A 25,038-nucleotide genomic window follows, 5' to 3' on the forward strand; every position below is an offset into this window, starting at 1 on the left:
TTCGGGACCTTCTTGTGCATCGTTTCAGAATGAGGGATCACGCCGAGAGCAGCGTATCCAGCTTGCCCGCGCGTTCCAGCGCGTAAAGATCGTCGCAGCCGCCGATGTGGGTTCCGTCGATCCAGATCTGCGGCACCGAAGTGCGGCCCGCCTTGCTGGCCATCTCGGCGCGAACGCCAGGCTTGCCGTCCACGGAGATTTCCTCGTAGGCGACACCCTTCTTGTCCAGCAGGGCCTTGGCGCGGATGCAATAAGGGCACCACGCGCTGGTGTAGATCAAGGTCGACGGCATCTCACTTCACCAGGGGCAGGTTGTCGCCACGCCAGCTGCCGATACCGCCGGAGAGCTTGGCGGCGGTGTAGCCAGCCTTCTGCAGCACGCTGCACCAGGTGCCCGAGTGCTGCCCCATGCCATCGACCACGATGATGGTCTTGGCCTTGTGTTTGTCCAGCTCGCTCATGCGGGCGTTCAGCTTGTCCGCCGGGATATTCAGAGCACCGACGATATGACCGGTGGTGAACTCCTTGGTGGGACGGATATCCAGCACCACGGCCTGCTCGGCGTTGACCATGGCAGTCAGCTCGCGGGTGGACAGCGCGCGGCCGCCCTTGCGCATTTCGTGCAGGGCCAGCAGTACCAGCAGGATGACCAGGGCACCGACCAGCAGGTAGTGGTGGGTGGCGAATTCGATCAGACGAGGAAGAAACGAAGACATGCGCAGGACATCCAGACGTAAAAATGCCGGCCAGTATACACGCGCGTATCTGACGGCTGAACCCTAGGGATCATGGCGTCTGTCGGCACCAAAAGGTAAAATATGTGTCCTTTTCTGACCCCTATTCTCGGAAAGAGCCGTAACTATGACTGCAACGCCCAAACCGCTGGTCCTGATCATTCTGGACGGCTTCGGCCATAGCGAGAGCCCCGAATACAACGCCATCTATGCCGCGAAGAAGCCCAACTGGGACCGCCTGCTGGCCAGCCAGCCCAACGGCCTGATCTCAGGCTCCGGCATGGACGTCGGCCTGCCCGACGGCCAGATGGGCAACTCCGAGGTCGGCCACATGAACCTGGGCGCAGGCCGTGTCGTCTACCAGGACTTCACCCGCGTCACCAAGGCCATCCGCGATGGCGAGTTCTTCCAGAACCCCGTGCTGACTGGCGCCGTGGACAAGGCAGCGAATGCCGGAAAGGCCGTGCACATCCTCGGCCTGCTTTCCGACGGTGGCGTACACAGCCACCAGGACCACCTGATCGCCATGGCCGAGCTGGCCGCCCAGCGTGGCGCCGAGAAAATCTACCTGCACGCCTTCCTCGACGGTCGCGACACGCCGCCCAGGAGCGCCGAGCCGTCGCTGAAGCTGCTCGACGACGCCTTCGCCCGCATCGGCAAGGGCCGTACCGCCAGCATCATCGGCCGCTACTTCGCCATGGACCGCGACAATCGCTGGGACCGCGTCGAAGCCGCCTACAACCTGATCACCGACGGCACTGCCGAATTCACCGCCGAGACCGCCGTGGGCGCGCTGAACGCCGCCTACGAGCGCGGTGAGAGCGATGAATTCGTCAAGGCCACCCGCATCGGCGCACAGGTGCGCGTGGAAGATGGCGATGCAGTGGTCTTCATGAACTTCCGCGCCGACCGTGCCCGCGAGCTGTCGCGCGCCTTCGTCGAGCCGGGCTTCAAGGAATTCCCGCGCCAGCGCGAGCTGCACCTGGCCGAATACGTGATGCTGACCCAGTACGCGGCGAGCATTCCGGCACCCTGCGCGTTCAAGCCCGAATCCCTGGACAACGTCCTGGGCGAATACCTGGCCAAGAACGGCAAGACCCAACTGCGCATCGCCGAGACCGAGAAGTACGCCCACGTGACCTTCTTCTTCTCCGGCGGCCGTGAAGAGCCGTTCGAAGGCGAAGAACGCATCCTCATCCCCTCGCCCAAGGTCGCCACCTATGACCTGCAGCCGGAAATGAGCGCGCCGCAGGTCACCGACAAGATCGTCGACGCCATCGAGAACCAGCGCTTCGACGTGATCATCGTCAACTACGCCAACGGCGACATGGTCGGCCACACCGGCGTGTTCGAAGCCGCGGTGAAAGCCGTCGAGTGCCTGGATACCTGCGTCGGTCGCATCGTCGAGGCGCTGGACAAGGTCGGCGGCGAAGCGCTGATCACCGCCGACCACGGCAACGTCGAGCAGATGGAAGACGCCATGACCGGCCAGGCGCACACCGCGCACACCTGCGAGCCGGTGCCCTTCGTCTATGTCGGCAAGCGCAAGCTGAGCATCCGCGAGGGCGGCGTACTCGCCGATGTGGCCCCGACCCTGCTGAACCTGATGGGTCTGGAGCAGCCAAAAGAGATGACCGGGAAATCGATCGTCACCCTGCTTTAATGGCTGTCGATCTGGCGGGAACGTGAGCCACCTCCCGTCGGTCAGAGCAAACGCCCCACGCCATGCGGCCTGGGGCGTTTTTTTTAATGCCCGCCACGGGCATACTAGGCCGTCCAGACTTCAGGTCCCCGCCGCCCAATGCCTCGCGCCCTCCTCCCGCTGCTGCTGATCTGCCTCCTGAGCCCGCTCCCGGCCGTTGCCGACGAACGCGCCGACGCCCAGCGTCAGCTGGAGCAGACGCAGAAAGACATCAACGAGCTGAAGAAAAACCTGAAGAACATCCAGGACGAGAAGTCCGGGGTGCAGAAGCAGCTCAAGTCCACCGAGACCCAGATGGGCGACCTGGAGAAGCAGATCAAGCAGATCCAGGACGAGATGAAGAAGAACGAGGAAGAGCTGCAGCGCCTCGATTCAGAGAAAAAAAAACTCCAGGGCGCGCGCCTTGAGCAGCAGCGTCTGATCGCCATCCAGGCCCGTGCCGCCTACCAGAGCGGCCGCCAGGAATACCTCAAGCTGCTGCTGAACCAGGAGCACCCGGAGAAGTTCAGCCGCACCCTCACCTACTACGACTACATCAACAAGGCGCGCCTGGAGCAGCTCTCGGCCTTCAACGAGACCTTGCGCCAGCTGAGCAACGTCGAGCAGGAAATCACCTCGCAGAAGGACGAGCAGGTCGCCCAGCAGAGCGCCCTGGAAGCCCGTCGCCAGGAACTGGCCGACGCCCGCAAGGCGCGCCAGGAGACCCTGGCCAAGCTCAACAGCGATCTCAAGGACGGCAGCAGCAAGCTCAAGGACCGCGAACAGAGCCAGGAGGACCTCAACAAGGTACTCAAGACCATCGAGGAAACCCTCGCCCGCCAGGCCCGCGAAGCCGAGGAAGCGCGGCAGCGCGCCCTGGCCGCCGAGCGCGAGCGGGTCAAGCGCGAGCAGGAACTGGCGGCACGCGGCGAGAAGCCGGACACGCCCTCCAAGCGCCCCGATTACAGCGGCCCGCTGGTTTCCAGCGGCGCCGGTTTCGGCGGAGCCTTCGCCGCCACCAAGGGCAGGCTGCCCTGGCCGGTGGATGGCCGCGTGCTGGCGCGCTTCGGCAGCCCGCGTGGCGACGACCCCCGTGCCACCTGGGACGGCGTACTGATCGGCGCTTCTGCCGGCAGCACCGTGCGTGCCGTACATGGCGGCCGCGTGGTGTTCGCCGACTGGCTGCGCGGCTCCGGCCTACTGGTGATTCTCGACCACGGTGGTGGCTACCTGAGCCTTTATGGGCATAATCAAAGTCTTCTGAAGGACGCCGGCGATACCGTCAAAGCGGGCGATCCCATTGCAACCGTGGGAGCCAGCGGGGGTCAGAGTACCCCGGCGGTGTATTTTGCCATTCGCCATCAGGGCCGCCCGGCGGACCCTTCGACCTGGTGTCGCACGCAAGGATAAGCGGCGATCACGCATTAGGAGCCAAACATGTCGCAAGCTTTCCGTCTTACTACCCTGGCCCTGGCCTTGCTGCTCGGCGTCGGTGCGGTCCAGGCCGCCGACGCGCCGGCCGCATCTGCTGCGGCCAACGGCAAGGAGGCTCCGCTGCCGCTCGATGAGCTGCGCACCTTTGCCGAGGTCCTCGACCGGGTGAAGGCGGCCTATGTGGAACCGGTGGACGACAAGACGCTGCTGGAGAATGCCATCAAGGGCATGCTCAGCAACCTCGACCCGCACTCGGCGTACCTCGGCCCGGAAGAATTCGCCGAGCTGCAGGAAAGCACCAGCGGCGAATTCGGTGGCCTGGGCATCGAGGTCGGCAGCGAGGATGGCTTCGTCAAGGTGATCTCGCCGATCGACGACACCCCCGCCGCCAACGCCGGCATCCAGCCGGGCGACCTGATCGTCAAGATCGACGGCAAGCCGACCAAGGGCCAGTCGATGAACGAGGCGGTGGACAGCATGCGCGGCAAGGCTGGCTCGCCGATCACCCTGACCATCGTGCGCGGCGGCGGCAAGCCGTTCGACGTCACCCTCAAGCGCGCCATCATCAAGGTCAAGAGCGTGAAGAGCCAGATGCTCGAACCGGGCTATGGCTACCTGCGCATCACCCAGTTCCAGGTCAACACCGGCGAGGAGACCGTCAAGGCGCTGGCCAAGCTGCGCAACGACAACAAGGGTAAGCTCAAGGGCGTGATCCTGGACCTGCGCAACAACCCTGGCGGCGTGCTGCAGTCGGCGGTGGAAGTGGCGGACGCCTTCCTCACCAAGGGGCTGATCGTCTACACCAAGGGCCGCATCCCCAACTCCGAGCTGCGCTTCTCCGCCGATCCGGCCGACCCGAGCGACGGTGTGCCGTTGGTGGTACTGATCAACGGCGGCAGCGCCTCGGCGGCAGAAATCGTCGCCGGCGCTCTGCAGGACCAGAAGCGCGGCATCCTCATGGGCACCGACAGCTTCGGCAAGGGCTCGGTGCAGACCGTGCTGCCGCTGAACAACGACCGCGCCCTGAAGCTCACCACCGCGCTGTACTACACCCCCAACGGCCGCTCCATCCAGGCCCAGGGCATCACCCCGGACATTGAGGTGGAACGCGCCAAGGTGACCCGCGAGAAGAGCGAGTTCGACGGGTTCAAGGAAGCCGACCTGCAGGGTCACCTGGCCAACGGCAATGGTGGCCAGGATCGTCCGACCGCCTCCGGCAAGCCGCCGGAGGATCGCCCGCAGGATGGCGACTACCAGCTCAGCCAAGCCCTCAGCCTGCTGAAAGGACTCAGCGTCAGCCGCGGCAACAACTGACCGATGCGCCCGGCCCGGCTGCTACTGAGCCTGTGCCTGGGTGCGTTGCTGTGCCTGCCGGTGGCCGCCGCGCCCCGGCCGGATGGCAGCAAGCCGCTGGTCAGCATCGTCATCGACGACCTCGGGCAGAATCTGGCGCGCGACCGCCAGGTGCTCGACATATCCCCCGCCATCGCCCTGGCAATCATCCCCGACACGCCCCACGCCGCCGAGCTTGCGCGCGAGGCGCACCAGCGCGGGCGCACCGTGATGCTGCACATGCCTATGGACCCGGCCCGCGGTGACTTCGCCTGGAGCCCTGAGCTGACCCAGGACGAAAGAGCTCGGCGTCTGGACGCCGCGCTGGCAAAGGTCCCCTATGTGCAAGGCCTGAACAACCACGAAGGCAGCCGCATGACGGCCGACCGCCCGGCCATGGCCTGGCTGGCCGCGGAGCTGCAGCGCCGCCATCTGTTCCTCCTCGACAGCCGCACCAGCGCTGCCACCGTAGCCGCCGCCGAGGCGCAGAAGATCGGCCTCGCCAGCCTCTCGCGGGACGTATTCCTCGATGACGACCCGAGCGAAGCCGCAGTGACGGAGCAGATGCAGCGCGGCCTGCAACTGGCGCGCAAGCAGGGCACGGTGGTGATGATCGGCCACCCGAAGCCGGCGACCCTGGCGGTGCTCAAGCGTGTTTTGCCGACGCTGAAGGCCCAGGGCTTCGAACTGGTGAAACCGCCGTTGATGATCGCCGAGCGCGGCAACCGCGCCATGGCGGGGCATGGGCGGAATGGGATTTACCGCTGACTTTCCCGGCGAGCACTGCACCCGCCAAGCGCACGGATAGCTCCCTCTCCCTTCAGGGAGAGGGAGCCGACTGAGCGGAGTGCAGCCAAATCTTCAGCCGGTCATTCCGCACACCCGTCCCTGCTCACAGGTAGTTATTGGTCGCCTGCTCGATGAAGCCATCGGCGCGCATCTCGTCCAGCGCCTTCTGCAGCTTGTCCACCACCTCGTCCGGCGTGTCCTTGTTGATCGCCAGGTACAACTGCGCCTCATTGAAACGCAGCACGGTCTGCAGGCCGGACACGCCCTCCTGCTTGGCCAGGTAGCGACCCACGGGATCGGTGGTGGCCCAGAGGTCGATTTCGCCAGTGGTCAGCTTCTTCACGTTTTCCTGATCGCGCAGCGCGTTGAGCACCGGGATGCCCTGGCTCTCCAGGTTCTGGCTGACGGCGTCGTTCTTGTAGGCACCGAGCTTGTACTTGGCGGCGTCCTTGAGGTCCTTCACCTTGATCGAACTGCCCGGCGGCGCCAGCAGCACCCAGTGGGTCTTGGCGATCGGCCCGACCCACTTGAACAGCGGCACGCGCTCGGGCGTATAGGTGGTGGAGAACAGCCCGTAGTCGGGCTTGTCGAGGGCCAGTTTGTACAGGCGGTCCCAGGGGAAACGCAGGCTCAGGCTGTACTGGATGCCGGCGCGCTTGAACATCTCGCGAACGATATCGGCGCTGATGCCGTCGATACCCTCATCACGGGCGAAGTTCTTGTCGTCCACCGCCATGTTGAACGGCGGGAAGTTCTCGGTGAGCAGCACCATCTTGTAATCGGCGGGCAACTCGGCGCGGGCCGTGGCGGCCCCCAGCAACAGACCCAGGGTCAGGGTCTTGATCAGGACTTTCAGCATGGTCATACCGCTCGCTTGGTTATCGTTATTGGGCTTGCGGCATCCCTGCAGAGGGGACGGAATACTTCGCTCGTCTGCCTTCCGTGGCAAAACCGGCGCCGAGGGATGTCGGCGCCAAACACGAAGGCCGGCGAGTAGCCGGCCTTCGGGTGTCACAGGTAACTGTTGAGTACGTCGTCGACGAAACCTTCGGCGCGCATCTTGTCCAGCGCCGCCTGCAGCTTCTGCACCACGGCATCCGGGGTCTCGCGGTTCAGCGCGAGGAACAGCTGGTCGCTATTGAAACGCAGCACGGTCTTCAGGCCGGTGACGCCAACCTGCTTGGCCAGGTAGCGACCCGCCGGGTCACCGCTGGCCCAAAGGTCGATCTGGCCGTCGCGCAGCTTGGCGGCGTTCTCCTGGTCACGCAGCGCCAGCACCGGCTCGAAGCCGTGCTCGCTCAGGTACTGGGCCATGGCGTCGCCCTTGTAGGCGCCGACGCGATATTTCTTCGCTTCGTCCAGATTGTTCAGGCTGATCGGGCTGTCGGCCTTGGCCAGCAGCACCCAGTCGTCCGGACCGATCGGGCCGACCCACTTGAACTGGCTTTCGCGCTCGGGCAGGCGGGCGGTGACGAACACGCCGTAGCCGGGCTTCTCCAGCGCCAGCTTGTAGATGCGGTCCCAGGGGAAGCGCAGGGTCAGGCTGTACTGCACGCCGGCGCGCTTGAACATCTCCTTGACGATATCCACGGCGATGCCGTCGATGCTGTCTTCCTGGGCGAAGTTCTTGCCGTTGATGGCCATGTTGTAAGGAGGGAAGTTCTCGGTAAGCAGCACCACGCTGTAATCCGAAGAATCCGTTTCGGCCCTTGCCGCACCGGCCAGAAGCAGGCCGCAGCCTAGCCATGCGAGCAGAATGCGCTTCAGCATCGAGATATTTCCTGCGTATGACATTTCTGAGAAGGCGCAGAGCTTACTCGGAGAATTGACGCCAATAAACCCTATGAATATGGCAATGGGACATGGATACGCCATTACCTTGACTGAAGCCTTCGGCTAGCAAGCTTCGTGCGCAGGAAGGGGATGCGGCCACCGGACGCAGGAGGGGAAGGCTCGCGATAGAGCCATCGGGCCGGGAGAACCCCGGCCCGGAAGGGATCAGCGCACGACGATGCCGCGGCTGGCCAGGTAAGCCTTGGCTTCCGGCACACTGTACTCGCCGAAGTGGAAGATGCTCGCCGCCAGAACCGCGTCGGCCTTGCCTTCGATGATGCCGGCGGCCAGGTGCTCCAGGTTGCCGACACCGCCGGAAGCGATCACCGGAACGCCCACAGCCTCACTGATGGCGCGGGTCACGCCCAGGTCGTAGCCGCTCTTGACGCCGTCCTGATCCATGCTGGTCAGCAGGATTTCACCGGCGCCCAGGCCTTCCATCTTCTTCGCCCACTCCACGGCATCCAGCCCGGTAGGCTTGCGGCCGCCGTGGGTGAAGATTTCCCAGCGCGGGGTTTCGCCGGGGGCCGACACTTTCTTGGCGTCGATGGCGACCACGATGCACTGCGAGCCGAAGCGCGCGGCGGCTTCGCCGACGAATTCCGGGGTGAATACCGCGGCGGTGTTGATGGAGACCTTGTCCGCACCGGCATTGAGCAGGTTGCGGATGTCCTGCACTGTCCTGACGCCGCCGCCCACGGTCAGCGGGATGAACACCTGGCTGGCCATGCGCTCGACGGTATGCAGAGTGGTGTCGCGGCCATCGACGCTGGCGGTGATGTCGAGGAAGGTGATCTCGTCCGCGCCCTGCTCGTCGTAGCGACGGGCGATTTCCACCGGGTCGCCGGCATCGCGGATGTTCTCGAACTTGACGCCCTTCACCACGCGGCCGTTGTCCACGTCGAGGCAGGGAATGATGCGTTTAGCCAGTGCCATGTCAGGGTTCCCCGTGGTTCAGCTCAGCCCTTGAAGGCGTCGCACAGTGCCTGGGCCTCGGCGACGTCCAGGGTGCCTTCGTAGATCGCGCGACCGGTGATGGCGCCAACGATGCCCGGTGTGCGGGCGTCCAGCAGCTTCTGGATGTCACCCAGGTTGTGGATGCCGCCCGAAGCGATCACCGGGATGCGCGTGGCGTTGGCCAGGGCAGCAGTAGCTTCGACGTTGCAGCCCTGCATCATGCCGTCCTTCGCGATGTCGGTGTAGACGATCGCCGAGACGCCATCGGCCTCGAAACGCTTGGCCAGGTCGATGACCTGTACCGAGCTCACTTCCGCCCAGCCATCGGTGGCGACGAAGCCGTCTTTCGCGTCGAGGCCAACGATGACCTTGCCCGGGAATGCCTTGCAGGCTTCGGCGACAAATTCCGGCTGCTTCACTGCCTTGGTGCCGATGATCACGTAGCTGACGCCGGCGCGGACGTAGTGCTCGATGGTTTCCAGCGAACGGATGCCACCGCCGATCTGGATCGGCAGGTTCGGGTAGCGCTTGGCGATGGCGGTGACCACTTCACCGTTGACCGGCTTGCCTTCGAAGGCGCCGTTCAGGTCCACCAGGTGCAGACGACGGCATCCGCCCTCCACCCACTTGGCGGCCATGGATACCGGGTCGTCGGAGAAGACGGTGGCGTCTTCCATCAGGCCCTGGCGCAGGCGCACGCAGGCGCCGTCTTTCAGATCGATTGCGGGGATGATCAGCATGGGTTGAACCTGCTCGAATCCAAAGATGAATGGGGTCGGGTCAGCTCTTCTCGAGCGCCCACAAGTCGCTTTCGATGCTCTCGAACCGGTCTTTCAGGTGAGATTGCACGTCGAAGATCGCCTTGTTGTAGAACAGCGGGCCGAACTCGCGCATGAAGAAATCCAGCGCCTCCTCGGCCTCGAAGGAGCCGACGTCCAGCTCGAAACGGTCTTCAAGAAAACGCTGGATGGCCCGCGCCGCACTCTGGCGCTGGGCGCCATCGAGTTCGAGGATCGCGGGCTTGTCCTTCTGGCGGGCCATGGCTTACCAACGGCCATCCCAGGCAGCGAAGTTCTGCAACAACTGCAGGCCATGGGTATGGCTCTTCTCCGGGTGGAACTGCACGGCGAAGCGCGAGCCATCGGCCAGCGCAGCGGCGAAATCACGCCCGTAATGGCCGCGGCCGACCACCTGGCGCGGGTTGCCCGCCTCGATGTAGTAGCTGTGCACGAAGTAGAAGCGCGCGTTGTTCGGGATGTCGTGCCACAGCGGGTGGTCGACGCCCTGCGCCACTTCGTTCCAGCCCATGTGCGGCACCTTCAGGTGCTCGCCGTCCTCGTGCAGGTCCTTGCCGAAGAAGCGCACCTGGCCGGGGAACAGACCGATGCAGTCGACACCGTCATTCTCTTCACTACGCTCCATCAGCGCCTGCATGCCGACGCAGATGCCGAGGAACGGACGGTCCTGGCTGACTTCACGCACCAGGCTGTCGAAGCCCAGGCGCTTGATCTCGGCCATGCAGTCGCGGATCGCGCCGACGCCGGGGAACACCACGCGGTCCGCCTCGCGGATCACATTGGCGTCGCTGGTCACCAGTACGCGCCCGGCGCCCACGCGCTCCAGTGCCTTGGACACCGAGTGCAGGTTGCCCATGCCGTAGTCGATGACGGCGACAGTCTGCATTACAGGCACCCTTTGGTGGACGGCATCTGGCCGGCCATGCGCTCGTCCAGTTCGATGGCCATGCGCAGCGCGCGGCCGAAGGCCTTGAACACGGTTTCGATCTGGTGGTGGGTGTTGTGCCCACGCAGGTTGTCGATGTGCAGGGTGACGTTGGCGTGGTTGACGAAGCCCTGGAAGAACTCCATGAACAGGTCCACGTCGAAGCCGCCGACGCTGGCGCGGGTGAACGGCACGTGCATCTGCAGGCCGGGGCGGCCGGAGAAGTCGATGACCACACGCGACAGCGCCTCGTCCAGCGGCACGTAGGCATGGCCGTAGCGGCGGATGCCCTTCTTGTCGCCGATAGCCTTGGCGAAGGCCTGGCCGAGGGTGATGCCGATGTCTTCGACGGTATGGTGGTCGTCGATATGCAGGTCGCCCTTGCACTCGATATCCAGGTCGATCAGGCCGTGGCGGGCGATCTGGTCCATCATGTGCTCGAGGAAGGGAACCCCGGTATCGAAGCGGGCCTTGCCCGTTCCATCCAGGTCGATGGAAACCTTGATCTGGGTTTCCAGGGTGTCGCGCGCGACGGATGCCTTGCGTTCGGCCATCACCAGCTCCACAGCTAACACTGCACGTAATTATAAGAAGGGCCGGCATTATAGGCGCGCCGGGCGCTGCGCCGCTACGGGCGGTGGTCGGCGCTGGCCGATGGCCCTACACTGCGCGGCCCGAATACGAGGATCGAGCATGCCCGTCGTCGTCCAGCACCTGACCCAGCCCAGCGACCAGGACCGCCAGGACCTGCTGAAGATCTACGCCGACGCGCCCGACTGGCTGCTGGCGCCCTTCCCAGACGCCGGCGAGCTGGTCGAACGTGGACTTGCTGACGGCCTGCTGTTCACCGGGCGCTTCAATGATCGCCTGCTGGGCGCCGCCTGGATCGAGCGCGATGGCGATACCTGGCGGCTTTCCCGCCTCTGCGTGCGCCAGGTCACCCGCGGACGCGGCGTGGCCCGCCGCCTGCTCGAAGAGGCGCAGCGCCTGGCTGTGCTGCAAGGGGCCGCGCTGCGGCTGACAGCACCTGACGGCAAACACGAAGCGGCTGTTTTCGCCGAGCATCTCGGCCTGACACTGGAAACGACCTGATCGCGTTCATGACGGGAACCGAGCGCCGCGTCCCCGTTCCAACTCCGCAATAACGCCACCCTGCCCTGCGGGCTGGGGTGCCGGCGCGTCATTGGTATACTCCTTCGCCATTCCATTCGCCGCCTGAACAAGGACCCGTCCATGAAAGCGTTCGGCAAACTCATCGGCATCATTGCCCTGGTCCTGCTGCTGCTCATCGTCGCCGCCGGCTTCGTGCTGACCCACTTCTTCGACCCGAACGACTACAAGGACGAGATCCGCCAGCTCGCCCGGGACAAGGCCAACCTCGAACTGAACCTCAAGGGCGATATCGGCTGGAGCCTGTTCCCCTGGCTCGGGCTGGAATTGCATGACACCAGCGTGGCGAGCCTGCAGACCCCGGACAAGCCGTTTGCCGACGCCCAGTTGCTGGCCATGTCCGTGCGCGTGCTGCCGCTGCTGCGCAAGGAAGTGCAGATGAGCGATATCCGCGTCGAAGGCCTGACCCTTTCCCTGAACAGGGACAAGGCCGGCGTCGGCAACTGGGAAAGCATCGGCAAGCCCGCCCAGCCCGCCGCCGGCACGCCGCCTGCCGCACAACCAGCGCCCGTACCGACCGAGCAGGCCAAGGCCGACGCCCAGCAATCCCACCAGGCGATGAAGCTGGACATCGACAGCCTCAACGTGAAGAACGCGCGTATCGACTACGCCGACGCCCAGAGCGGCAAGACCTACAGCGTCGAGGGTCTCGAGCTGACCACCGGGGCCATCCGCGAAGGCAGCAACATCCCGCTCAAGCTCAGCGCCTACCTGGGCACCAACCAGCCGGTGATCCGCGCCCGCACCGAACTGACCGGCAACCTGCGCTTCGACCGCGCGCTCAAGCGCTACCAGCTCGAAGACGCCAAGCTCTCCGGCGAAGTTTCCGGCGACCAGTTCCAGGGCAAGACCGCCAACTACAGTGCCCAGGGCCAGCTGGTACTCGACCAGGCAGCCCAGGTTGCCGAGTGGAATGGCCTGAAGGTCACCGTCAACCAGCTGCGCGCCCTCGGCGAGATCAAGGCCCGCGAGCTGGACAAGGAACCCAAGTTCGATGGCGGCCTGTCGCTGGCGCCGTTCAATCTGCGCGAATTCCTCGAAAGCATCGGCCAGACCCTGCCGGAAATGGCCGACGCCACCACCCTCACCAAGCTCGAACTGGCCACCCGCGTCAGCGGCACCCGCAACAGCCTGACCTTGAACGACCTCAAGCTGAAGCTGGACGACAGCAGCTTCAGCGGCAACCTCGGCATCGCCGACTTCGGCAAGCAGGCCATCCGCGCCCAGTTGTCCGGCGACAAGCTGAACCTCGACCGCTACCTGCCGGCCAAGGTCAAGCAGGCCCAGGACGCCACCAACAGCGCACGCAAGGCTGAAGTTGCCAGTACCGAGCAGAGCGCTATCAAAGGCGACACTCCGCTGCCCAACCAGCCGACCCAGCAGGCCTGGAGCGACGCGCCGCTGCTGCCTATCGCCCGCCTGCGTGCACTGGACCTGGACGCCAGCCTGACCCTCGGCCAGCTGATCCTGGACAAGCTGCCCATCGACAACGCCGTGCTCAAGCTGCGCGGCCAGGGTGGCCTGCTCAACCTCGACGACATGCGCGGCGAGCTCTACGACGGCAGGTTCAACGCCAGCGCCAGCCTCGACGTGCGCCAGGACGTACCGACGCTGAAGGCCAAGAAACACATCGCCGACATACCGGTGGAGCGCCTGCTCGAATCCCAGGGCCAGAAGCCGCCGGTGAAGGGCCTGCTCGATCTGGATGCCGACATCACCACCCAGGGCAACAGTCAAAAGGCCTGGATCGACAACCTCAACGGCACCGCGCGCTTTGTCATGACCCAGGGCGTGCTGCTCAACGCCAACCTCGAACAACAACTGTGCCAGGGCATCGCCACGCTCAACCGCAAGTCGCTGACCGCCGAGCACGGCGGCAAGGACACCCCGTTCCGCGAACTGCAGGGCAACCTCACCTTCCGCAACGGCGTGGCCAGCAACCCGGACCTCAAGGCCAGCATTCCCGGCCTGACCGTCAAGGCTGACGGCGACCTCGACCTGCGTGTACTGGGCATGGACTACCGCGTCGGCGTGACCATCGAAGGCGACAAGAGCGACATGCCCGATCCGGCCTGCGAAGTGAACAAGCGCTATGTCGGCATCGAGTGGCCGCTGCGCTGCCGCGGCCCGCTGGAGCTGGGCGCCAAGGCCTGTCGCCTGGACAAGGACGGCATCGGCAAGATCGCCGCACGGTTGGCCGGGGACCGGCTGAACCAGAAACTCGAAGAGAAGCTCGGCGACAAGGTCAGTCCCGAACTCAAAGACGCACTCAAAGGGCTGTTCAAGAAGTGACCCCGCAAAGCTTCAACTCGGCCGTGCTCGACTGGTTCGACACGCACGGCCGCCATGACCTGCCCTGGCAGCAGAACATAACGCCCTATCGGGTGTGGGTCTCGGAAATCATGCTGCAGCAGACCCAGGTCAGCACCGTGATGGGCTACTACGACCGCTTCATGACGGCGCTGCCCACCGTGGCCGATCTCGCGAATGCGCCGGAAGACGAAGTACTGCACCTGTGGACGGGCCTGGGCTACTACACCCGCGCCCGTAATCTGCACAAGACCGCCAAGCGGGTCATGGAGCAGCACGGCGGCGAATTCCCCCGTGACGTCGAGCAGCTCGCCGAGCTGCCTGGCATCGGCCGCTCCACCGCCGGCGCCATCGCCAGCATCTCCATGGGCCTGCGCGCGCCGATCCTCGACGGCAACGTCAAGCGCGTGCTGGCGCGCTACCTGGCCTGCGACGGCTATCCGGGCGAGCCGAAAGTGGCCAAGCAACTGTGGGACGCCGCCGAACGCTTCACGCCACAGGAGCGGGTCAACCACTACACCCAGGCGATGATGGACCTGGGCGCCACGCTCTGCACCCGCAGCAAGCCGAGCTGCCTGCTCTGCCCGCTGCGTGAGGGCTGCCGCGCGCACTTCCTCGGCCGCGAGACCGATTTCCCGGTGTCCAAGCCGCGCAAGGCGCTGCCGCAGAAGCGCACGCTGATGCCGATCCTCGCCAACCGCGAGGGCGACATCCTGCTCTATCGCCGTCCGTCGACCGGCCTCTGGGGCGGCCTGTGGAGCTTCCCCGAGTTGGACGACCTGGCCGCCCTCGACCCGCTGGCCCAGCGCCACGCCCTTCGCCTGGGCGAGCGCCGCGAACTGCCCGGCCTGACCCATACCTTCAGCCACTTCCAGCTGGCCATCGAGCCCTGGCTGGTGCGCGTCGAAGACGCAACCCCCGCCGTGGCCGAGGCCGACTGGCTCTGGTATAACCTCGCCACCCCGCCCCGGCTCGGCCTTGCCGCCCCGGTGAAGAAGCTGCTCAAACGAGCCGCCGACGTGTTGAACGCAGGAGAAATGTCATGACCCGACTGGTGATGTGCCGCAAATACAAAGAAGAGCTGCCCGGCCTCGATCGCGCGCCCTATCCCGGGGCCAAGGGCCAGGACATCTATGAGCACGTTTCGAAGAAAGCCTGGGAAGAATGGCAGAAGCACCAGACCATGCTGATCAACGAGCGTCGCCTGAACATGATGAACGCCGAGGATCGCAAGTTCCTCAGCACCGAAATGGACAAGTTCCTCAGCGGCGAGGAATACGCGCAGGCCGAAGGCTACGTCCCGCCCAGCGCGTAAGCTCCGGTATTATTTGAAAAATTTTTTCGCGGCACGCTTGACACCCTTTCCGAAAACCCTTTTAATGCGCGCCACGTTGCCCAGGTAGCTCAGTTGGTAGAGCAGGGGATTGAAAATCCCCGTGTCGGCGGTTCGATTCCGTCCCTGGGCACCACATACTGGTCCCGAGAGTTCTCTAGCAGTCTCGGAACCCCAAGAAAACCGGCCTCTGAGCCGGTTTTTTTGTTTCTACCGATCCCAAGCGATCCCTTGTAAGCCCAAAACTTTGTGAGTAGATTCGTGAGTAGACGCAGTTCGGTCATGAATTTCTACTCACACCCGGATGCCTATCCGGCGCCCGGCGTGGCTTTCCGGGGATATCCGTGCCTCTCACCGACTCCGCAGCCCGTACCGCCAAGCCCCGCGAGAGGCTCTATCGCCTCTCCGACACCCTGGGCCTGAGCCTCGAAATCCCTCCCACCGGCAGTAAGCTCTGGCGCTTCCGCTATCGCTTCGCCGGTAAGCCTAAGATGATCAGCCTGGGCTCCTACCCGGCCGTCACGCTCGCCAAGGCGCGAGAATTGCGCGACGTTGCACGATCACAGGTTGCCGCTGGGGTAGATCCATCCAAGCACAAACAGGCCGAGAAACGCGCCAGAGAGGCCGAGGCGTACACCTTCGAGAAACTGGCCAACGAGTGGTACGCCTACAGCGCCCCTCGATGGGCAGACGCCACCGCCTACAAGGCGCGCCTGTACTTGGACAACGACATCATCCCAGTGATCGGCAAGCGGCCGGCGTCGGAGATCACCAGACCGGAGGTGGTAGAGCTGGTCCGTAAGGTCGAAGCACGAGGAACCCTGAACGCGGCCGGCAAGATTCGCCAGTGGCTGAATCAGATTTTCCGCTTCGGCCTGGCCAAGGGAGTAGTCACCACCAACCCGGCTACCGATCTGGATGTGGTCGCCGCCCACGCACCCCGGGCGAAGCATCATCCCCATATCCCACTGAGTGAAATTCCCGAATTGCTGGAAAAGTTGGCTGGAGCTAGGTGCGACCAGACCACCAAGATTGCCATTCGCCTTTTACTGCTGACCGGCGTACGCCCCGGAGAACTACGTCAGGCTCCCTGGTCTGAGTTCGATCCTGATGCCGCTACCTGGACCATCCCAGCAGCCAGAATGAAGGCCAGGCGCCCGCACATCGTCCCCCTGCCAACCCAGGCCGTGGAACTGCTTCGTAACCTACAAGAAATCACCGGACGCTATGGCCTTGCTTTCGCTGGCAAGGCCAACCCTGGCCGGCCGCTATCCGAGAACACCGTCAACAAGGCGCTGCGCAATCTCGGCTACGAGGGACGGCAAACGGGCCACGGATTCCGTCACCTGCTGAGTACCGAGCTGAACAACCGCGGTTACAATCGTGATTGGATTGAGCGTCAGTTGGCCCACGGCGATGAAAACGAGATCCGCGACACCTACAACCACGCCAGCTACTTGGAGCAGCGCCGGGGAATGATGCAAGCCTGGGCGGACGAGATCGACGCACTATGCGCTGGCGCTAACGTAGTGAGCATCAGGCGCGCATGAGCGGGATAAAAGTGAAGGCTATTACCTTCCTGGCCCCCGCTGACTTTGCAGCGCCTGGCGCCCTGGATGGAGTTGTAGAAAACGCTCGACTACTCGCCGATACGCTTTACCTCGAGCGTGAAGGACTGCCCGGCAATCTCTCTGCCCTGTCGCAGCGGATAATCGCCCTCGCCCCTCTAGCCGCATCTGACACCCGCTCAGCAGCGGAGCTAATGGCCTGCATCGTAAACATCAACCGACTCCTTTTGGTCTGGCCCGCGCTGAAAACGGCTGAAGCATCGAAGCGCCATGGAGCCAATGGCGGTTGCCGACACAAAAAACGCAAATGGGCAAAAGCAGTCGCTAAAAGACTCGCCAGCACAAGACATGCCAGCGCGGAATCAGCCTGGCAGGCGTTACCCAGCGCCGATAACCCATGGCTGTTCGAGGCGGACGAATTCGACTTCGAGGTCTATATCGACGGCGACAGCGTGATTGCGGTTGACGACAACTCCAGGAAGGAACTTGGGTCACTCAAGAAAAGCACCTTTCTAAAAATTTATTACCGCCCTGCTCGCAAAGCTGGAAGGTAACCCCCCTTAGTTTCCAGCCTCAACCAACAGCATTTGCCCATCGCTCCCAACCAGCCCCAAGGAGGCTAGTGCGATGGCAGACAAAACTACCCAGCCCCGGCGCTTCATCCGCATCAAAGAAGTGCTCTCCATCACCTCGCTCAGCAAGTCCGATCTGTATCGCCGGATCGCTGCTGGCACCTTCCCCGCTCAGATCAATCTCGGCCCGATGACCGTCGTATGGGCCGAAGAAGAAGTTCGTGCCTGGATGGATTCCCGCATCGCTGAAGCTCGCGGGGTGGCAGCCTAATGGACAAAAAAAAGGCCGACCAACAGGCCAGCCCTCAAAATTCGCAACGTAATACTATCACAGTCGCCAACGCTCCCACCAAGCTGAGCCGCGTGCTCGCCTTCCTGGTGGCCGGCGGCTCCCTCAATCGCTTCGAAGCCGAGCGCATCGGCGACCACTGCCTTAACTCCACCATTAGCGCTCTGGCCCACAACTGGGGCATCGAGTTCCAGCGCCAGCCTGAGCGCGTGCCCACCCGCTGGGGCAAAGGCTGCGACGTCATCCGCTATAGCATCCCCGCATCCCAGCTCAAGCGTGCCCACCGTGCGCTGGCGATGATGGCCATCAACCGGAGGGCTGCCGCATGACTCTTGCGCTCAGCCCTTCCTCCCGCTATCGTGAGGTGGTCACGGTAAATCCCGTGACCGACCTTGGCCGGTCGAATATACACAGGCGCACCAGCGCCCAACACACCATTGCAGGCGCTTTTTTTGCGTCCGCAATGCCGTGTTATGGCAGCAGTGCGTGGGACACCTTCGGGTGTGCCGGGAGCCTGTGTACCCGGTCGGCCAACCCGCGTACTGCTGCCTCCCTCACTCGCTTGGCCGCGAGCGGTGGCAGCTCCAATTACACAGGAGTGTCATCCATGACCACCCGCAATCAGTCCAAAGCACGCGCCTCTGCCCACCGGGCAATGGCCCTTGCTGCTCTGCACAGCAATACCTCCCTCGCCGTTCGACTCAAACGCTACAACCACCACCGCGCTATCCAGCGCTCCCTTGAAGCCCAGCCCAACGCCTGCGATTGGCTGGAGAACCTGGAAGGGGATGCCTGGGCCGATGCCTGTGAAGAGATTGCCGCCGCTCTGGAAGCGCAAGGCGGTGCCAAATGAATACTCAATCTCAGAAGATTTCCTTGGTAGCGTTTGATGCAATCGAGCACGCCCGCTATTGCGTGGAGCAGGCTCGCTGGCTCAACGCGCTGGCTTGCGCCATCGACAACACACTGGAGGGTGGAAGTGCGTTGCTCGGTGCTCGCGTGTCGCATGCTCGCGATCTGGCTGGCCTCGCCTGCTATCTCGCCAACGAACTTTGCACCTACTCGGAAACTCGGGCAAGGGACATGCAAAACGAGCTCGACGTGGCGGAGAAGGAGGATGAGCAATGACTGTCTATCCCCTCGGCCATGAGTCGGCAAAGCTCATGCGCGACGCCGGTTACGCCATCGACACTATCGGCAAGCTGATCCTGGAAGACATCTGTCGCAAGTCCGATGACTCCAATCAAGCGTTCCTCCGCGAGTACGAGCTCGGCGGCCTGCTCTCTGCTCTGCAGGTCATTGCTGGCGGCCTGTGTGAAACCGGCGAGCGGTTCGAAGAGCATCTGAAGAAGGTCCAGCAGTACGAGGACGGTGCCAGTGGCCCGAACCCTCGCTAAGTCGAAGGGCCGCCGAGAATCCGGAACCTTCGCTGCCATTCCCCACGCGGTGATGGACAGCGAAGACTTCCGGACACTATCAGGTGGCGCGCTCAAGGTGCTGCTGGGCTTGCTCCGGCAGTACCGCGGCGCGAACAACGGCGACCTCAGCGCCACCTTCGCCAGCGCTAGCGAATGGGGTATCGGCAGCAAGGCCACCCTCGCCAAGGCCCTGGAAGAGCTCCAGGAGCGCGATCTGATCGTGCGCACCCGGGAAGGCAGGTTCATCAAGCCAGGTGGCTGCTGCGCGCTGTACGCGATCACCTGGCGCCCCATCGATCCGTGCGATGGAAAGATCGAGCTATCGCCGACCACCACCCCGCCGCGGAAATTCAGCCTCGAAAGAGCAAAACACCCGGTACAGAAACTGTACCGACAGGGTACAGAAACTGTACCGATGGAGGCCTGACGGACCATGAAAAACACGCTCATGGGTACAGAAACTGTACCGATGGAGGGGTTTCACTTGGTACAGAAACTGTACTCCTTCTTAGATATACCAGGGCGCAGCCATGGCCATCTCCAATCTACTGCCCTTGGAAAGGGCTCCAAAGAGGGCTCAGAAGTGCGCGCGGCCCGACGACTCGAAATTTCCGACCTCTGATTTTCGTCCGACCTGACTGCAGATTCCTGCGCGGGACAGGGTGTGGCGCAGGTTTACCCGTTCCTGGAACGTGTTCAGCGCCGGACCAGGCTTTCCGAGTGTGGCGATTTGGTCTCAGTGAGGGGCTCGCTTCCCTTTCAAAAGGAAGCGAGGGCCAACCGGCCGCCAGTCGTCCCAAAGGTCCGCGTTTCAAATGCTACCCTTCCGAACTGCCGTTTCAAACGAAACTTGGAACCCAGTGCTAACCGGCTGGGTTTCTTCCGGGTTTCCGCCCCGGATTGGAAAGTGGGCAGATCCTCCCCTTTTCCTAAAGGTCGGAATCCCGGCTTTACCAGCACGAAACGTGTACGCCTGGTGACGATGGCTGATACCGGAAAATCCGGTATCAAAAGTGACCCCACCTCACCTTTAAATCCCTCTGATCAGAGGGATTTAAATCCCCGGGATTCCGGGTATCTCGATCTGTTCAATGCTCGCCACCAATACCGTTCGTCGGATGAATCCAGGCTCTGAAACGGTACGGGACAGTACGGGACAAACACCAAAAACCACCAGTAGATCAGGGGATTGGCGCGCGCGTAGATTGGTTGCCATAGCCTCATGCTTGGCGCTGGGGCTCCGTCATGCTTGGCGCTGGCGGGACGGGTGAAAGCCCATCTCCCTATCTGACTGGAGTCCCTGATATGCCCACCCATGAGACCGTTGCTGCTCGAACCAGCCGACTGCGCGCCCATCTGAATGCTGGCGGCGCTGCCGATCCCCGCGTTCTGGCGGCCATTAGCGAAGAGGTCAGCGCCCTGGGGAATGACCTGAGCGAAACCCTCAAGGCCTTCACCGAAAGCAACCAAGCCATCAAGCAGCACGGCGCTGAAGTGAATTCCCGACTGCTGGCCCTGGAACAGTCCTTCCTGGCTGGTGGTGACGGCCAACAGCGTCAGCACGGCACCCTGCGCGACGTGTCCGGCGAGGTCGTCCGCTCCCTGGGTGAGTCCACCGCCTTCGCCGCGCTGAAGGAATGGAACCACGGCACCGCTCGTACCAAGCTCAGCGCCAGCATCCGCGCCATCGTCACCGAAGGCCGCGGCGATTCGAACAGCAGCACCATGCCGAGCAACCCGGAACGCTCCGGCATCGTCGGCCCGGTACTGCCGCCTCTGAGCCTGATCCAGGTGCTGCCGTCCCGCCCGACCACCAGCGATGCCGTTGAGCACGTCCGCCTGAACGTCACCGGCGATGCTGCCCAGCAGGTCAAGGAAGGCGACGAGAAATCTGAACTGGACTTCGAGGGCACCTTGGTCCGTGCCGACGTCATCACCGTGGCCGGCCACACCACCGCGTCCAAGCAGGTTCTGTCTGACAACGGCGCCCTGCAGAGCCAAATCGACTTGGTGATCCGCTCCAAGGTGATGAGCAAGCTGGAGGACCACATCCTGAACGGCCAGGGTGGCGACGACATCGAGGGCCTTCTGCACCTGGCCACAGTGATGGTTCCGTCGCTTACCACCACGCCCGCCGATCGCATCGGCGAGACCGTCACCGCAATGCGCGCCAACGGCTACAACCCGAACGTCATCGTGATGAACGTGTGGGATTGGCTGAAGCTGGGTATCACCAAGGACGCCGACGGCAACTACCAGTTCGGCAGCCCGCTCTCCCCGGCCGGCATGACGCTGTGGAACAGCCCTGTCGTGACCAGCAGCAAGATCCCTCAGGGCCAGGTGCTGGTGCTCGATACCGCATACATCACTGTCCTGGACCGTGAGGCCGCCAACGTGATGGTGAGCAACAGCCACAAGGACTACTTCACCCGCAATCTGGTGCTGATCCTGGGTGAACTGCGTGCCGGCCTGGAAGTCCTCGATGGCCAAGCCATCTACCTGGTGGACCTGGAAGACGCCACCAGCAGCTGATAGCAGACCGGGCCTGTCTCGCGACGGGCTCGGCGTGGATTAGCGGTGAGTGCCACGGTCAAGAAAACCGCCGCAGCCTGAGCTGTAAGGAGGATCGCAGTGATCAGGCACTAGGCCCGCGCCAGGCGGGCCTTTTACCAATACTCGGGAGAGAACCAATGACCACCACCAACGAACTGCCCAAGCACGTCCAGCGCGCACTCAATCATCTGGCCCACGCCCGCGCCCTGCTCCATGAGGTCACCCAGCGCGAGCGCCTGCGCCGTGAGATCGACGAGCTGTTGGCAAAAGGCATGAGCCCGACAGACGCCCTGGAGCATCTGCGGGCCAATCCGCCCGCGGTCAATCCGGGTTACTGACGGGGCGGGGAGAAAGTTCAGCTCTCCCCCCTCGGACACCGCGCCCGAACCCTTTTTTCCATTTCCACAGAATTCAGGTTTCTAGGAGGCCGCCATGGCCAGCAAGTCGTTGGGGGTGTTGACTCTTGATCTCGTAGCAAAAGTCAGCGGCTTCGTCCAGGGCATGGACGCGGCCGAGCGCAGCTCGGCGAAGTGGCGTAAGGAGGTTGAGAAGAACGCCAAGGCTGCAGGTGTGGCAATTGGTGCCGGCATCGCAGCCGGGGTAACTGCGCTGGGCGCGATTACCGTCGGCGCCATCAATTCGGCGAAAGAGATTTCGAATCTCTCCAGCGTGGCCAACACCAGCACCACCGAATTCCAGAAGTACGCGGCTGGTGCAAAGGTGGTGGGGATTGAGCAAGAGAAACTTGCCGACATCTTCAAGGACGTGAACGACAAGGTAGGTGACTTCCTAAACACTGGAGGCGGCGCGCTCGCCGACTTCTTCACCAACATTGCTCCGAAGGTCGGTGTCACCGCTGACGATTTCCGTAACCTTTCCGGCCCGCAGGCGCTCGGCCTTTACGTCCATAGCCTGGAGAAGGCGAACGTCAGTCAGGCCGACATGACCTTCTACATGGAGGCAATCGCCAGTGACGCAACTTCTCTGCTGCCGCTGCTCCGGAACAATTCAGAAGGTTTCACCATGCTCGGCGATGCGGCCGAAGCTGCCGGCGCGATCATGGATGAGAAGACGATCAAGTCGGCAAATGAACTGAAGGCCGCGACCTGGCTGATCGAGCAGAGTACAGCGGGCCTCAAAAACCAATTGGTTTCTCAGCTCCTGCCGGTACTGAGTGATTTTGCAGACGATCTCTTCGGAGTATCGAAGCAGGGAACCGTGATGGTCACCGTTGGCGAGACGGTGGTGACGACGATCAAGTGGATGGCGAAGGCCGCCGTAGGAGCCGTGGGTGCGTTCGACCTCATGGGAAAGGCAATCGGTGGTGCTGCCGCAGTGGCTGCTTCCGGCTTCAAGGATGCCGACTGGACTGATCTTGCTATGGGACCGGCGGCCCTCGGCGTTCGATTGGCCAAGAACTGGGATGGCATCAAATCTACGGCTGAGGGCGTTGGTGAAGACCTTCGGGCGGAAACCCTGAAGTGGGCTGGCTACATCGAAAATATCGACAAGGCCGGAACGGGCGGCACGAACGGATTCGTGAAGCAGATTGCCGGGGTGATGGATGAGCTGAATAAGCTCAGCAATAAGCCGGGTACCTTCCGTGCGACCACCCAAGAAGAGCAGGCCGCCGCGAAGGCGGCAGAGCAGGCCGCCAAGGCCTTGCAGAAGCGCTTCGACGATGCCGAGACCGGCTACGAGCGGCAGATCGCCCTGATCAACACCGAGGTCGATAAGCGCAAGGATGCCACCGAGGTCGCCAAGCTTCAGTTCGAGATCGAGTCGGGCAAACTGAAGGGCATCAATGCCCAGCAGCAGGAACGCCTCAATGGCCTGGCCGCCGAGCTCGACCGCCTGCAGAAGCTGAAAAAGGCGAACGAGGACGCTGCTAAGGCGGCTGCATTTGGGTCAAATCTTGATCAAGAGAACAGCACCGCAGCTGCTGGTCTGGATATAGACCTGGCCGGCGCCGGCATGGGGGAGAAGTACCGGAGCCGTCTGCAGGAAATGCTCCAGATCAAGCAGACCTACAACGAGAAGCTTGCTGACCTCAATGAGCAGTACAACTCCGGCGAGATTACGAAGGAACTGTACGACGAGGAAAACGAGATCATCCAGGCCGCGATGGAAAAGCGCCTGAAGATTCAGGAAGGCTATTACGAACGCGCTGACGAAGCCCAGGCCGACTGGATGAAAGGGGTAGATGAGGCCTTCCAGAACTACGTCGACAGCGCCGAGAACCACTACCAGATCGCCGCGGATGCGATCACTGGCATCTTGGGTGGCGCCACCAGCGCACTTAGCGACAGCATCTACGACGTTTTCACCGGCACCGAGACGTTGAGTGATTCGCTGGGCAACCTGGCGGTCACTATCGGGCAAACCATCGTCAAGGCAATTGCCGACATGGCTGCGCAGTGGTTGGTGGCTCAGGCCATCCAGCTCGTTTTTGGCCGCACCACGCAGATGAGCGCAGCAGCCACCATGGCGGCAAACGCACAGGCAACCTCCTTGCAGGCCGGACTTGCCGCATTCGCGTCCACAGCGGCTATCCCAATCGTGGGTCCGGCCCTGGCCCCTGGTGCAATGGCCGCCGCCCTTGCGATCACCGAGCCTGTCGCCATCGCCGTCGGCACGTCTGCCCTCGCAGGGATGGCCCACGACGGCATCGACAAGGTGCCCGTCTCCGGCACCTGGAACTTGGAGAAGGGCGAGCGCGTCACCACCGCTGAGACCAGTGCGAAGCTGGACAGAACCCTTGAACGAGTTCAGGCCGGTATGGCAAACGGCGGTGGTCGCAACTCCAGCATCACGAACAACTTCTACCAAACCACCACCGACGCCAGAAGCCAGCAAGCAGCGAACGCCAAGGCTGCCCGCCAAATCGCCAGAATTGTGAACAATTCGGAGAGATACACCTGATGAGTAATCCACCTGAAATAACCGACGAGAACGTTAACGGCTGCGTCATCTGGACATTCACGAACAACAATCCTGGCCCGCTAGAGATAGAGGTATGTGTGGCTAGTGGAACCAGGGTTATTTCAGTCGTCCCGGCTGGCGGCTTTGTGCGGATCATCGCCGCGAACTCCGACGATGTGAACATGAAATACCGCGAGGCCCATGTGCCAGGTGAGGACAGCATCAGCCAATGGATGCGCGAAGAGCTTGATCGCCGCCGGCTGGGTACTCAGTAATGGGCCGCCTTGCACCCCATGCAAGGTGTAACTTTCACAAATGTGAGTAGATTTGTGAGTAGATCACAGCGAATGAACAGCGAAGTCGTTGCAGCCCAACGCCTGTAGGGAAAAGTTCGATTCCGTCCCTGGCACCAAGCCTTCCG

At 63.0% G+C, this 25,038-nt stretch carries 29 protein-coding genes and 1 tRNA gene; 21 read left to right on the forward strand and 9 right to left on the reverse strand.

Annotation, left to right across the window (positions count from 1 at the left end):
• Positions 1–37 precede the first annotated feature (37 nt).
• Together grxC and A9513_RS32515 are read right to left on the reverse strand one after the other, a co-directional pair.
• On the reverse strand, positions 38–292 hold the full coding sequence (gene grxC, locus A9513_RS32510; protein ID WP_024762249.1) for a glutaredoxin 3: 255 nt from the start codon (positions 290–292) through the stop codon (positions 38–40).
• A 1-nt stretch (position 293) separates the two neighbouring features.
• Positions 294–716 (reverse strand): rhodanese-like domain-containing protein, encoded by a 423-nt coding sequence (locus A9513_RS32515; RefSeq protein ID WP_024762248.1) that lies wholly within the window; start codon positions 714–716, stop codon positions 294–296.
• 145 nt (positions 717–861) lie between these two features.
• On the opposite strand from A9513_RS32515, the gene gpmI reads away from it, so the two are divergent.
• From gpmI to A9513_RS32535, 4 genes are all read left to right on the forward strand, one after another.
• Entirely contained in the window at positions 862–2,397 is a 1,536-nt protein-coding gene (gpmI, locus tag A9513_RS32520) for a 2,3-bisphosphoglycerate-independent phosphoglycerate mutase (protein WP_065086485.1), read from the forward strand.
• A 138-nt stretch (positions 2,398–2,535) separates the two neighbouring features.
• Positions 2,536–3,825 (forward strand): murein hydrolase activator EnvC, encoded by a 1,290-nt coding sequence (locus A9513_RS32525; protein ID WP_038803538.1) that lies wholly within the window; start codon positions 2,536–2,538, stop codon positions 3,823–3,825.
• 27 nt (positions 3,826–3,852) lie between these two features.
• Positions 3,853–5,163, forward strand: coding sequence for a S41 family peptidase (locus tag A9513_RS32530; protein WP_024762247.1), 1,311 nt, complete (start codon positions 3,853–3,855; stop codon positions 5,161–5,163).
• 3 nt (positions 5,164–5,166) lie between these two features.
• Positions 5,167–5,949 (forward strand): divergent polysaccharide deacetylase family protein, encoded by a 783-nt coding sequence (locus tag A9513_RS32535; protein WP_141678565.1) that lies wholly within the window; start codon positions 5,167–5,169, stop codon positions 5,947–5,949.
• Between the two features lie 124 nt (positions 5,950–6,073).
• Here A9513_RS32535 and A9513_RS32540 read toward each other — a convergent pair whose 3' ends face one another.
• The 7 genes from A9513_RS32540 to hisB form a co-directional block, all read right to left on the reverse strand.
• Positions 6,074–6,829, reverse strand: a complete 756-nt coding sequence (locus A9513_RS32540) for an ABC transporter substrate-binding protein (protein ID WP_065086559.1) — start codon at positions 6,827–6,829, stop codon at positions 6,074–6,076.
• Between the two features lie 152 nt (positions 6,830–6,981).
• On the reverse strand, positions 6,982–7,737 hold the full coding sequence (locus A9513_RS32545) for an ABC transporter substrate-binding protein (RefSeq protein WP_141678568.1): 756 nt from the start codon (positions 7,735–7,737) through the stop codon (positions 6,982–6,984).
• A 231-nt stretch (positions 7,738–7,968) separates the two neighbouring features.
• Entirely contained in the window at positions 7,969–8,739 is a 771-nt protein-coding gene (gene hisF, locus A9513_RS32550; RefSeq protein ID WP_024762245.1) for an imidazole glycerol phosphate synthase subunit HisF, read from the reverse strand.
• 23 nt (positions 8,740–8,762) lie between these two features.
• Entirely contained in the window at positions 8,763–9,500 is a 738-nt protein-coding gene (hisA, locus tag A9513_RS32555; RefSeq protein WP_024762243.1) for a 1-(5-phosphoribosyl)-5-[(5-phosphoribosylamino)methylideneamino]imidazole-4-carboxamide isomerase, read from the reverse strand.
• A gap of 40 nt (positions 9,501–9,540) precedes the next feature.
• Complete coding sequence (locus tag A9513_RS32560) at positions 9,541–9,801, reverse strand: DUF2164 domain-containing protein (protein WP_015479328.1); 261 nt, start codon at positions 9,799–9,801, stop codon at positions 9,541–9,543.
• A 3-nt stretch (positions 9,802–9,804) separates the two neighbouring features.
• Positions 9,805–10,443: an imidazole glycerol phosphate synthase subunit HisH gene (gene hisH / locus A9513_RS32565; protein ID WP_024762242.1), complete on the reverse strand. Its 639-nt coding sequence runs from the start codon at positions 10,441–10,443 to the stop codon at positions 9,805–9,807.
• Positions 10,443–11,036, reverse strand: a complete 594-nt coding sequence (gene hisB / locus A9513_RS32570) for an imidazoleglycerol-phosphate dehydratase HisB (protein ID WP_015479330.1) — start codon at positions 11,034–11,036, stop codon at positions 10,443–10,445. The genes hisH and hisB overlap by 1 nt, the downstream gene beginning before the upstream one ends.
• Positions 11,037–11,175: 139 nt before the next feature.
• On the opposite strand from hisB, the gene A9513_RS32575 reads away from it, so the two are divergent.
• From A9513_RS32575 to A9513_RS32655, 17 genes are all read left to right on the forward strand, one after another.
• Positions 11,176–11,574 (forward strand): acetyl-CoA sensor PanZ family protein, encoded by a 399-nt coding sequence (locus A9513_RS32575; protein ID WP_037012303.1) that lies wholly within the window; start codon positions 11,176–11,178, stop codon positions 11,572–11,574.
• 141 nt (positions 11,575–11,715) lie between these two features.
• Complete coding sequence (locus A9513_RS32580; RefSeq protein WP_065086486.1) at positions 11,716–13,944, forward strand: AsmA family protein; 2,229 nt, start codon at positions 11,716–11,718, stop codon at positions 13,942–13,944.
• Complete coding sequence (gene mutY / locus A9513_RS32585) at positions 13,941–15,008, forward strand: A/G-specific adenine glycosylase (RefSeq protein ID WP_037012295.1); 1,068 nt, start codon at positions 13,941–13,943, stop codon at positions 15,006–15,008. Before A9513_RS32580 ends, mutY begins: the two co-directional genes overlap by 4 nt.
• Positions 15,005–15,277: an oxidative damage protection protein gene (locus tag A9513_RS32590; RefSeq protein WP_037012291.1), complete on the forward strand. Its 273-nt coding sequence runs from the start codon at positions 15,005–15,007 to the stop codon at positions 15,275–15,277. Before mutY ends, A9513_RS32590 begins: the two co-directional genes overlap by 4 nt.
• Positions 15,278–15,355: 78 nt before the next feature.
• Positions 15,356–15,431, forward strand: a tRNA-Phe gene (locus tag A9513_RS32595).
• A 208-nt stretch (positions 15,432–15,639) separates the two neighbouring features.
• Positions 15,640–16,845 (forward strand): integrase arm-type DNA-binding domain-containing protein, encoded by a 1,206-nt coding sequence (locus tag A9513_RS32600; protein ID WP_065086487.1) that lies wholly within the window; start codon positions 15,640–15,642, stop codon positions 16,843–16,845.
• Complete coding sequence (locus A9513_RS32605; RefSeq protein ID WP_065086488.1) at positions 16,842–17,417, forward strand: hypothetical protein; 576 nt, start codon at positions 16,842–16,844, stop codon at positions 17,415–17,417. Before A9513_RS32600 ends, A9513_RS32605 begins: the two co-directional genes overlap by 4 nt.
• Positions 17,418–17,490: 73 nt before the next feature.
• A complete protein-coding gene (locus A9513_RS32610; RefSeq protein WP_065086489.1) occupies positions 17,491–17,706 on the forward strand; it encodes an AlpA family transcriptional regulator in 216 nt (71 codons plus the stop codon).
• Positions 17,707–17,798: 92 nt separating this feature from the next.
• Positions 17,799–18,053: a hypothetical protein gene (locus tag A9513_RS32615; protein ID WP_226045624.1), complete on the forward strand. Its 255-nt coding sequence runs from the start codon at positions 17,799–17,801 to the stop codon at positions 18,051–18,053.
• A gap of 278 nt (positions 18,054–18,331) precedes the next feature.
• A complete protein-coding gene (locus A9513_RS32620) occupies positions 18,332–18,577 on the forward strand; it encodes a hypothetical protein (protein ID WP_065086491.1) in 246 nt (81 codons plus the stop codon).
• Positions 18,574–18,852 carry a hypothetical protein gene (locus A9513_RS32625; RefSeq protein WP_065086492.1) on the forward strand — a complete coding sequence of 93 codons (279 nt, stop codon included), beginning with the start codon at positions 18,574–18,576 and terminating at the stop codon, positions 18,850–18,852. The genes A9513_RS32620 and A9513_RS32625 overlap by 4 nt, the downstream gene beginning before the upstream one ends.
• A complete protein-coding gene (locus tag A9513_RS32630) occupies positions 18,849–19,121 on the forward strand; it encodes a hypothetical protein (protein WP_065086493.1) in 273 nt (90 codons plus the stop codon). Before A9513_RS32625 ends, A9513_RS32630 begins: the two co-directional genes overlap by 4 nt.
• The gene (locus tag A9513_RS32635) at positions 19,102–19,569 is read left to right on the forward strand and encodes a hypothetical protein (RefSeq protein WP_065086494.1); all 468 of its coding nucleotides are present in this window, start codon (positions 19,102–19,104) and stop codon (positions 19,567–19,569) included. Before A9513_RS32630 ends, A9513_RS32635 begins: the two co-directional genes overlap by 20 nt.
• A gap of 878 nt (positions 19,570–20,447) precedes the next feature.
• Positions 20,448–21,674, forward strand: a complete 1,227-nt coding sequence (locus A9513_RS32640) for a phage major capsid protein (protein WP_169887098.1) — start codon at positions 20,448–20,450, stop codon at positions 21,672–21,674.
• A 158-nt stretch (positions 21,675–21,832) separates the two neighbouring features.
• Entirely contained in the window at positions 21,833–22,033 is a 201-nt protein-coding gene (locus A9513_RS32645; protein WP_065086495.1) for a hypothetical protein, read from the forward strand.
• A 94-nt stretch (positions 22,034–22,127) separates the two neighbouring features.
• Positions 22,128–24,617 carry a phage tail tape measure protein gene (locus tag A9513_RS32650; protein ID WP_065086496.1) on the forward strand — a complete coding sequence of 830 codons (2,490 nt, stop codon included), beginning with the start codon at positions 22,128–22,130 and terminating at the stop codon, positions 24,615–24,617.
• Positions 24,617–24,892 carry a hypothetical protein gene (locus A9513_RS32655; protein ID WP_065086497.1) on the forward strand — a complete coding sequence of 92 codons (276 nt, stop codon included), beginning with the start codon at positions 24,617–24,619 and terminating at the stop codon, positions 24,890–24,892. The genes A9513_RS32650 and A9513_RS32655 overlap by 1 nt, the downstream gene beginning before the upstream one ends.
• Positions 24,893–25,038 lie beyond the last annotated feature (146 nt).

This window comes from Pseudomonas sp. AU12215 (genome assembly GCF_001675465.2).
GTDB lineage: Bacteria > Pseudomonadota > Gammaproteobacteria > Pseudomonadales > Pseudomonadaceae > Pseudomonas > Pseudomonas nitroreducens.